At 27.0% G+C, this 529-nt stretch carries 1 pseudogene; it reads left to right on the top strand.

Annotated elements, in window-relative coordinates:
• Positions 1–250: 250 nt before the first annotated feature.
• Positions 251–529: pseudogene (locus tag DVK00_RS22415) on the top strand (protein rep); the annotation flags it as partial.

Here is a 529-nt window from a genome sequence, read left to right as displayed (position 1 = left end):
GAGAAAAATCCGAGTATGTCTGCTTCTGATATTCGTAGAATATTGATAAATTCTTGTGAGAAAGTGCATAAAAATAATAATTTGTATGGAAATGGGTTTTTACGATTAGAAAATGCCTTGACATTTGATTATATCCAATAGGATATAATTAAGTGAATCGTCTATACTTAATTGGACAAATTCTATGAAAATAAATATTGTTAATTTAAGAAAATGGGCGATTTTATTATGACAAGAGAAAGAAGAACATTTAGAACAAAGTTTAAAACATATGTCTAAGGCTTTTAATAATTTGATAATGTATACAAAGGTTAAAAAGAATTTAATTGGTTTTATGCGTTCGACGGAGGTTACAGTTAATAAAAATGACGGTAGTTATAATCAACATATGCATGTTTTGTTATGTGTTGAAAGTGCGTATTTTAAAAAGCAAGGTCAATATATAAAATAAAGTGAATGGATTGATTTATGGCAAAAAGCATTACAAGTTAATTATCGACCAGTTGTAAATATTAAAGCGATTAAACCG

This window comes from Haloarcula sp. Atlit-47R, assembly GCF_003665985.1.
GTDB lineage: Archaea > Halobacteriota > Halobacteria > Halobacteriales > Haloarculaceae > Haloarcula > Haloarcula taiwanensis.
The sequence above is the reverse complement of the archived record's forward strand: the minus strand, read 5'-3'. Positions and strand labels throughout refer to the sequence as shown.